Source organism: Aeromonas sp. QDB11, assembly GCF_027705265.1.
In the GTDB taxonomy this organism is placed as follows: domain Bacteria; phylum Pseudomonadota; class Gammaproteobacteria; order Enterobacterales; family Aeromonadaceae; genus Aeromonas; species Aeromonas allosaccharophila.
The window spans coordinates 1-8,685 of the sequence record NZ_JAPDBM010000101.1; the positions used below are offsets into that span (position 1 = coordinate 1).

An 8,685-nucleotide genomic window follows, 5' to 3' on the forward strand; every position below is an offset into this window, starting at 1 on the left:
GGGGGGGTAAGCCCAAACCGCCGAAAATTCCGTCAACCCAATTCCAGCCCCGCCACGATCGCATCCAGATCGATAATCTGACCATCGCCGTGAAAGGTATAGTGCCCGTTCAGGTGAATATGGCGCCACGCTGCCGGCGAAATCTTCTTGAGCAGGGCGAGGGCTTTCTCGTTTCCGCTGGTTTCACACTTGGTCAACAGCCGCGAAAGGATCGCCGAGTTGTAGTAGATGATGGCGTTGGCGATCAGCCGCGCGCACTGGTTGCTGATTTCGACTTCGATGTCGGTCTGGCCGGTCAATTCCTTCTTGCCGCCGACCTGAGCGATGGCTGAACGCAGCTGGTGGTAGGACTCGATGCGATTCTGCGAGCGGTGGACGTTGCGCTCCAACTGAGGATCACGCAAATAGCGCAACGTGTAGATGCTGCGAATCAGCTTGTCGAACTCGAATATGGCTTGCCGCGTTGGGTTCGATGCGGAGTAGGTGCACAGCTTGCGGATCAGTGTGCCCTGCGTCATCTCTTTGAGGCCTAGCGTGGCCACGATCTGATCAATGTTGCTTTTCTCATCAATGACGGCGGGCAGGTTGATCTGGCCGACCGGGCGAATCAGGCATTTTTCGTACAGCGCCGGATCATCGGCGCAGTAGAGTTCTTTCAGTTGCTCTTCCAGATCGGTGAAACGCGGCTCGAAGCGTAGACCAAACCAATACAGGATGGCGAAGTTCGCCTTGTTGACGCTGTGCATGTCACCGGTAATCGTGGTTGGCACGATATCGGACGTGTTGCGGTACCAAATGTCGAACACGTGATGCGCCTCGAACTCATGCGCGCCGATGATCCAACTTTGCAGCGGCACATGGTTACACAGCAGGGTGTAGGCGACGACCCCTTTACCACGACCGAAATACTTACGCGAATGCCGCGCCTTGACGGTCGGTCGCTCCACGCCGAACTTCTGACCATCGACGCTGCCGTAGAGTGCTCCACCAAGGTCGAAGGAATAGTGCGGGAAGATGGGCAAGTCGGCAATGCCATTGCTGATCCGGTCGTTGGCCGCCTGCAGCGATGCCTGGCGCAGATACTGTTGGTAGGTCGTCTCCAGCACGTGGTAGGGAATATCACTGGTGCGCGACATGACGAGGTTGCCGTGGTTCATCGCCTGGGCGATGATACCGGCCATCAGACTGTCCGAATCGGCGACCTGCTTGACGTAGCGCGGTTGCAGCGGTGTCAGCGCCGACAGGAACTGGCATTGCCCGTTCACAAAGCGGAACACGTCACCGACATCGCAGAACGACAATTGATCATAGAAGCGGTTCTGTTTGGCGGTATCGTTGTCGGCCTTGGGTCGGCGCCAGGTCAGCGTCTTGCGCTCGCTATCGTAGTCGAGATGCTTCAACTTCCCTTGGCGCAACTCACGGTTGAACGCCAGCCACTGTTCGTGGAGTTCGGCCTTCAGCGCGTCAAGTTGCGCTCCGATGGGCTGGCGCAGCCAGGGAATGTCCATCTGGCCGAGCACGCTGGCCTTCTCCTCAAGGGAGACCAGCTCGTCAGTAAAGCAGCGGTGCTGCAGACTGTCGTCCAGATAGATCTCTCCAGCCTTGAAGCGTTTTCTGAGTTGGCGGTAAAGCCAGAACTCATAGCGGTCGGCATGTAAGCCCAAGGGCTTCCCGTCCGCGTCGAATATCAATAGATAGGGACGCAGACGCTTGGGCAGGGTGGCCTCGGGGCATTCGGCCAGAGGACGGTGTGACAGTCGCTGCTGTTTCGCGAATACACCCTTCACCCAGGCGAGCGCCCCAAGCCACGGGTTATCCGGCACGACCCCGGAGAATTCAAGCGCCCCGTAGAGTGGCCGCACGTGGCGCCGGATGCGTTCGGCCAAACCGTCAACGGTCTGCCAGCGCAGGGCCAGCTTGCTCGCGGGCTTCACGCTGAGGCGTTGGCCGGTCATTTGCAGCGCCTCCTTCGGCATGATCTTGAACGCACGCTGGCGCACGTCGCCGAAAGGCGTGACATCGGCCACCGTGTCGTCGACGTAGAGCAACAGCAAACGTCCGACTCGCGGCGTTTCCTGTTGCCGACGGATCTGTTCCGTGACGAAGAGCTTATTCGACCGCGCCTTGCTCTCGTCTTCGAGCTGCTTCATGTGGTAGCCCAAGGCATCTACGAGATTATCGGTAAACTGTCGATAACGCTGCCAGGCGTAGCACAGCAGATACAAGTTGGTCTGCTCGGGTTTGAGGCGGCGAAGGTCGTAGACAGTGTAAAAATTGGCCAGGCTCGCGTAATAGTGCAGATTCTGCTGCGAGATCGCCAACCTGGCCAACAGCGTCTTGGCAATTCGGTATAACGGTTCCAGCTTGGCACGCTTCTCCCGCTCCTGCGCCATTTGTCGCCAGCCGAAGCTTTTGGCATCCTGCTTGAGAGCCGCCAGCTCCGACAGGGTGTCGTCGCGCACCAGAAGTTGAGCCAGCGCGGCCTTGGCCTCGCCGTCCAGTACCTCATCGAGTAGCACACCCAAGCGTCGGCGTTCGGCGGACAATGCTTCGCTGATCAGTTCCTGCAACGTGGTGAGGCCGGGCCGGACGATCTTGTGCTCGTTGAGATAGACGATCAACTCGGCCACGATGAAGCCGGGCGTGATGTCACGCCGAACGATCTGATTGGCTTGTTGCACGAGTTGTGGCAGGGAGTCCGTCGACCATAGCCGGTAGCCGAATAGCTTCGCAATCAGAGTTCGTTGCGCGTAGCGCTCGTGCTTGGTGATCGTGTGCGGCTCGAACGCCTGATCGTTGAAATAGCGAGTCAGGACGAAGGCGCAATCGTCCGGCGCGTCGTCCCAAGTAAAGCGGAAGAAGGCATGCTTGGCTTTGAAGTAGCCGATCTGCAAAGCGCAGTAAGCTTGGGCATGCAAACCAGGACGACTGCAGGCGAGCGCCAGTTCCGCCTCGGTCAGTGATAGATACTCCTGTTGCTGTCCATCATCGAAGTCAGGCATGCCGTACAGGGCGAATTGCTCGGCCTCCGAAAGAACGGTTAGCCGCTCGCTTTTACGCCTCATCGTTGCGGCATCTTCTCAGCACTTGGCCAGCCAACTCGGGCAAGGGTTTCGATCAGCGTGGTGCGCTTGACGCCAAAGTTGCGGCACACAGCCGCCTTGGACATGCCGCCATTCAGCGCGGCGACGATGGTGTCCAGTTTCTCGCCGATGATCGCCGGTGGCCGGCCACCGAGTCGGCCCCGTCGCTTGGCGGCCGCCAGTCCGGCTATTACCCTTTCTCGGGTCAGGGCGCGTTCGTACTGCGCAAGCGCACCGAACACCTGAAACAATAGCTCGCCCGATGGCGTGGTGGTATCCATGCCTTCGGTGAGCGAACGAAAAGCGACCTGCCGCTCCCGCAACGTGTCAACGATGGTGAGCAGATGCGACAGCGAGCGGCCAAGCCTGTCCAGCTTCCAGACGACAAGAACATCGTCAGGTTGAACAAACGCCAGCGCCTTGGCCAACCCCGGACGATCATCCTTGGCGCCGGACGCGCGATCCTCGAATAGGTGGCGCGCATCAACGCCTGCCGCCAACAGGGCATCGCGTTGTAGATCCGTGGTTTGTCGATCAGAGTCGGAAGAGACGCGCATGTAGCCGACAAGCATGTGTGGAAAACCCATAGCCTATGATTTCCGTATGCTATACCATAGCGGCATTGTTTTCCGCATATTTTTTGGCGGGGTTAATACGCGATTTTGGTAGCCGAACGGTGCCTGTCGCAAAACAGTTGTTTTCCGACAGGCTTTGGACTCATCAACATGAAAAATCGCAGCATTACGGTGCACGGCGCCGAAGTGACCATCACGACTCGTCACGAACAGGATTACATTTCACTGACTGACATGGTGAAACGATTCGGGGATGAAAGCGTTCTCTACAGTTGGTTGCGGAACCGCAACACCATAGAGTTCCTCGGTATATGGGAGCAAATTTACAACCCAGCCTTTAAACCTCTCGAATTCGAGAGGTTTAAGAGTCAGGCCGGTCTGAACAGTTTCTCACTGTCGCCGAAAAAATGGATTGATACCACAGACGCCATCGGTCTCTATGCCAAAGCTGGACGTGGCGGCGGCACCTATGCCCACAAGGATATCGCTTTCGAATTCGGTTCTTGGCTCAGCCCCGAGTTCAAGCTGTACCTGATCAAGGAATTTCAGCGCCTCAAGGATGAAGAAGCGCGAGCCATTTCGCTGGAATGGAATTTCCAGCGCACGCTGTCCAAGGTCAACTACCGTATTCACACGGACGCCATCAAGGAACGCCTGATTCCGCCGCAACTAACCAAAACGCAAACCGCCACCGTCTATGCCAGCGAAGCCGATCTACTCAACGTCGCACTGTTTGGGATGACGGCCACTCAATGGCGGCAAGCCAATCCCGACCAAACCGGCAACATGCGTGATATCGCGACCCTGGAGCAATTGGTCGTGCTATCCAATATGGAGAGCATCAACGCGGTCCTGATCCATCAAGGGCTTTCAGCGCCGGAGCGATTGACGCAATTAAACGCCATCGCGATCACGCAGATGCGCTCCTTGGTTGGCATCGGCGTCATCAAGCAACTGGGTAAGCTGCCAGAGCGGTGATCCGTATTGAGTTGAACGGCTCCTTTGCATCATAGGGCTGCCGTTCAGGTTTAAAATCCCAATGAGTGCAGCCGGCCATAACCGGCCGGTGAAAAATTTCCTCTAAAGCCGCCGTTGCCTTGGATTACTTACCTGTATGCAGTCGTTGAACCTGTGTTGCCCAATCTTTCCACTGGAGGGCATCAAAGAAGCGATAAGCGTCAGATCCGGAACTTATGCACCGACTCGCTCATTGAAACGGACAGCTTTTCGAGGTGTTCGGCCGACTTGGCGACCGAACGGACCACGGCGCTGGTTTCCTCGGTCATCTGGGCAATGCCTTCGACATTGCGGGCGATGTCGTGATTGGCCGTGTTCTGCTCGCGCAGCGACGCGGATATCTCCTCGGCCGCGCTCATCATCTGGCCCACGCCGTCCTGAATCTTGCCCATCGTTTCGCCGGCGCGCCGGATCATCACCACTCCGGCTCGTGTACGGTCACTGCCGCCGGCCATTTCGTTGACCACCCTGACGGTGCCCTCACGCACGGAATCGACCGTTGCCTTGATTTCGCTGGTCGCCTTGGTCGTGCGTTCGGCGAGTTTGCGCACTTCGTCAGCGACGACCGCGAAGCCGCGCCCCTGCTCGCCCGCTCGCGCCGCCTCAATGGCCGCGTTCAAGGCGAGAAGATTGGTCTGGTCGGCAATTTCACGGATCACATCGACGATTTTTGAAATCTGCTCCGAGCGATCGCCGAGCACCTTCACCGACTCGGCCGTGCTCATCACCGCTGCAGAAATTCCGTCCATTTCGGCAATCGCCTCATCCACCGCGGCTTCGCCGACATCGGAAAGGCTCCGCGCATCGACCGCGCTCTGATGTGCCCCGCTGGCGCTTTCGGTGATATGGGTTATTGACACCGCCATTTCCTCGATCGACGCGGCCATCGACGCGGATTTGTCGCTTTGGGTATGGGCCGCCGTCGCGACCTGATTGGCGGCGAGCGAGATCTCGTGCGCCGAAGCGGTCAGCGTGTCGGCTGACTCGCCGATGCCGCGTATGATCGTGCGCAGACTCTCCTGCATGGCCCGGATCGCCGCCAGCAGGCTGTGCTGATCACCGGGGCGGATTCTGATTTCGTGGGTGAGGTCGCCACCGGCGATGCGTTGCGTAATCCTTGCAGCCTCCACGGGTTCGCCGCCGAGTGTCCGGATCAGCGACCGGTAGAGCATGAAACCCGATAGCAGCATCAGCACACCGATGGCGACGCCGAGCCCGGTACTTGTGCCCTGCGCCCGCTGGATTCCGGTTTCCGTAATGCTTGCGGATTCCGCCATGTGCTCGCGAACGGTTTTCTCCAGACTCTCAAGCTGGCCGGTCAGCCGTTCCGCCAGAGCGTCGAAACCATCATTGGGGCGCTTCATCAGCGCGTTGCCTGCTTCCTGACCACCGCTGTTGTAGGCCTTGGCCATTTCGATGCCGAACGTATGGAACTTGCCTAAGCTGTCTTTCGCCTTGGCCGCCTGGTCGGCAAGCTTTGGTTGGAGCCGGGCGATGTTATCCAGATCCTTGATCGCTTCATCGTAGGCTGTCTTGGCTTCCTTGAAGCCGTCGGACTCACCGGTCGCCGAGACATCGGTAAGGAACTGCTGGACCTGAACCACGTTGAAACGCGTTTCCAGCATTGACACCAAAGCCGGCAGTGCGACGGTGTTCTCGTCACGTGAAGTTTCCAGTGCATTTCGGAAGCCTGACCAGAGCGTAAAGATGAGTACGCTCAACAAGACAAGTGTCGCCAGGGTGAAAAGTGAAATCAGACGTCGAATAGTCATGGTGGCTTTGCAAAAGTGTTTCAAGGAAATTGAGTTGGGATAGTACGGCAATGGCGTTTGCTACGTAAGTGGAATCCAGTAATGTCCAGTAATTACTAGACTAAACGCATAGATGCCATTATATGGCAAAACGTTATACGGATTGACTCGCCCTCCCTTCCTCAGAAACAACTGACAGGTTTCTGGTATCGCCAGGGAAATGTTGCCCAGTTGTTTCTTGGGGTCAACAGTCTGAGCTGCACTACCGCATGTTCATTCATGAATCCGGAGTTGGCCTCGTGAGCGGCCGCTTTCGATCCGCTTTCCCGAGCGGCGAATGGCTGCTCCCATTTCTCTGGGATGTCGCCTTTGGGTCGAGGCCGTGTGGAAACGCAATTGAGTTACCGTTCGCCGCGCGCTTGAGCGCGTGTTTTACCCGTTGTTGATCAAATCGAGGCCGACAGCTTTCTGAGATCGAAACTGAGGGTCCTAATCGCCTTAGAGTACGGTCAAATCGAGCCGTAAAAAAGGCCACCTGACCTTAAACGGCAAGTAACCGTATCGATCTCATGAGTTTCTCAACACCGAGAATGTTGATGACTCGCCGAAGGTTGTAGGCCAGCACGTGCAAGCTCACTTCCGTGCTCACATGTTTGAGGGTTTTCATCAAGAAATGCGCCGACCCCATCCAGAACTTCAGTGTTCCGAAGACATGCTCGACGGTACACCGTCGTTGTTTCATCTTCCCTGGGTTCCGGTCCAGGCGATCCTGCATGGCGTCAAGGACGCCTTCATGTTCCCATCGCTTTACCCGCCGTTCCTTGCCGGTAGTGCACTGTGCTTTCAGCGCACACTGCTGGCAGGTTAAGTACGAAGCGTAGTAATCATCAATTCTCATCCCATCCTTCAGCGAGGAGTGACGATAGATCAGCTGCTTCCCTGCAGGACAAAGATATTCGTTGTCCTGCGCGACATAGACGAAATCACGTTTGTCGTATAACCCTTTGGCTTTGTTGTTGCTGGTCATGGTCTTTGGCACCGAGGGCGTGATTCCCGCCTCGACACACTTCAATATTTCCGGTCCCTTGTAATAACCCCGGTCGGCGATGGCTTCGATGTTCTCAACCGCGAGCGCTTCGCGTGATTGCAAGGCCATCTTGGCGAGTTGCGTTCGGTCATACCCTAGATTCGTGACTTCATGGGCGACGATCAAGTGATGCTGGATCTCGACAGAGGTTTGGACGTTGTAGCCGACCATGCCAGTACCGCGGCCACTGGTGGCCATCGAGCGAGCATCCGGGTCGGTTTGTGACAGTTGCTGATCCGGTTGCTGTTTCAATTGTTGCTCAATGTCCCGCAGGTAGTGCATCTGTTTCCTGAGCTTGTCCAGCTTCTCTTGCAAGTGCGCGGTTCTCGCTTCAAGATCAGCCGGTTGCGTCCGGTCGGCCGTGTCCAGGGCATTCAGATAGCGCTCGATGCTTTCATCAATCTGCTTCATCCGCTGTTCGAGTTTGTGCGGCGTGAAGTTCTTGTCCCGGTTATTGACGGCTTTGAATTTGCTGCCATCGATGGCCACGACCGCTTGGCTGAACAGGTTGAGTTGGCGACAGAGGGCCACAAACCGCTTGCACACGTTACGGATGCCTTTGCCGTTGTCGTGACGGAAGTCGGCAATGGTCTTGAAGTCCGGAGACAGATGTCCCGTGAGCCACATCAATTCAACATTGCGCTGCGTTTCGCGCTCCAGGCGCCGGCTCGATTGAATTCGGTTCAGGTAACCATAGATGTAGATCTTCAGCAACAGCGCGGGATGGTAACCCGGCCGTCCCGTCGCCGCAGCGACCGTACCGTCAAATCCCAGTTCGACCAGATCAAGTTCGTCGACAAACAAATCAATGACGCGCACGGGATTGTCAGTGTCGATATAGTCGTCCAGGCAGGCTGGCATCAAGGTGATCTGGTTTCGACTTTCGCCTTCAATGAATCGCTTCATCCCCAGCCTCCGCATCTATGTCTTATGCATAGACCACAGAGCGCAATCAGAGTTCACTCGTTTTCACACGGCCTCGGTCGGGTCCTGTCCGTTGGCCACGAAAACCGAATGGCAGCAATCCGGCCTTAAGCAGGCATAAACTGACGGTGTTACATTCTGCTGACTTTGGTCAAGAGCACCGACCCTGATATCCACGTCGGCGGGGGCACTCTCTGAGCCCTAGATTTGGCGTGGCGGAATTTTCGGCGGTTTGGGCTTACACCCCC

5 protein-coding genes are annotated in these 8,685 nt (G+C 56.9%); 1 reads left to right on the top strand and 4 read right to left on the bottom strand.

Annotation, left to right across the window (positions count from 1 at the left end; translation table 11 throughout):
- Nucleotides 1-32: 32 nt before the first annotated feature.
- Together OKC40_RS21115 and OKC40_RS21120 are read right to left on the bottom strand one after the other, a co-directional pair.
- On the bottom strand, nt 33-3,065 hold the full coding sequence (locus OKC40_RS21115) for a Tn3 family transposase (protein ID WP_039272567.1): 3,033 nt from the start codon (nt 3,063-3,065) through the stop codon (nt 33-35).
- Nucleotides 3,062-3,670 (bottom strand): recombinase family protein, encoded by a 609-nt coding sequence (locus OKC40_RS21120; protein ID WP_425267553.1) that lies wholly within the window; start codon nt 3,668-3,670, stop codon nt 3,062-3,064. The genes OKC40_RS21115 and OKC40_RS21120 overlap by 4 nt, the downstream gene beginning before the upstream one ends.
- Before the next feature lie 138 nt (nt 3,671-3,808).
- On the opposite strand from OKC40_RS21120, the gene OKC40_RS21125 reads away from it, so the two are divergent.
- The gene (locus tag OKC40_RS21125; protein WP_058646743.1) at nt 3,809-4,636 is read left to right on the top strand and encodes a KilA-N domain-containing protein; all 828 of its coding nucleotides are present in this window, start codon (nt 3,809-3,811) and stop codon (nt 4,634-4,636) included.
- A gap of 200 nt (nt 4,637-4,836) precedes the next feature.
- On the opposite strand, the gene OKC40_RS21130 is transcribed toward OKC40_RS21125, so the two are convergent.
- Together OKC40_RS21130 and OKC40_RS21135 are read right to left on the bottom strand one after the other, a co-directional pair.
- On the bottom strand, nt 4,837-6,447 hold the full coding sequence (locus tag OKC40_RS21130; RefSeq protein WP_270796881.1) for a methyl-accepting chemotaxis protein: 1,611 nt from the start codon (nt 6,445-6,447) through the stop codon (nt 4,837-4,839).
- Nucleotides 6,448-6,967: 520 nt separating this feature from the next.
- On the bottom strand, nt 6,968-8,419 hold the full coding sequence (locus OKC40_RS21135) for an IS1182 family transposase (protein WP_257707827.1): 1,452 nt from the start codon (nt 8,417-8,419) through the stop codon (nt 6,968-6,970).
- Between the last annotated feature and the right edge of the window lie 266 nt (nt 8,420-8,685).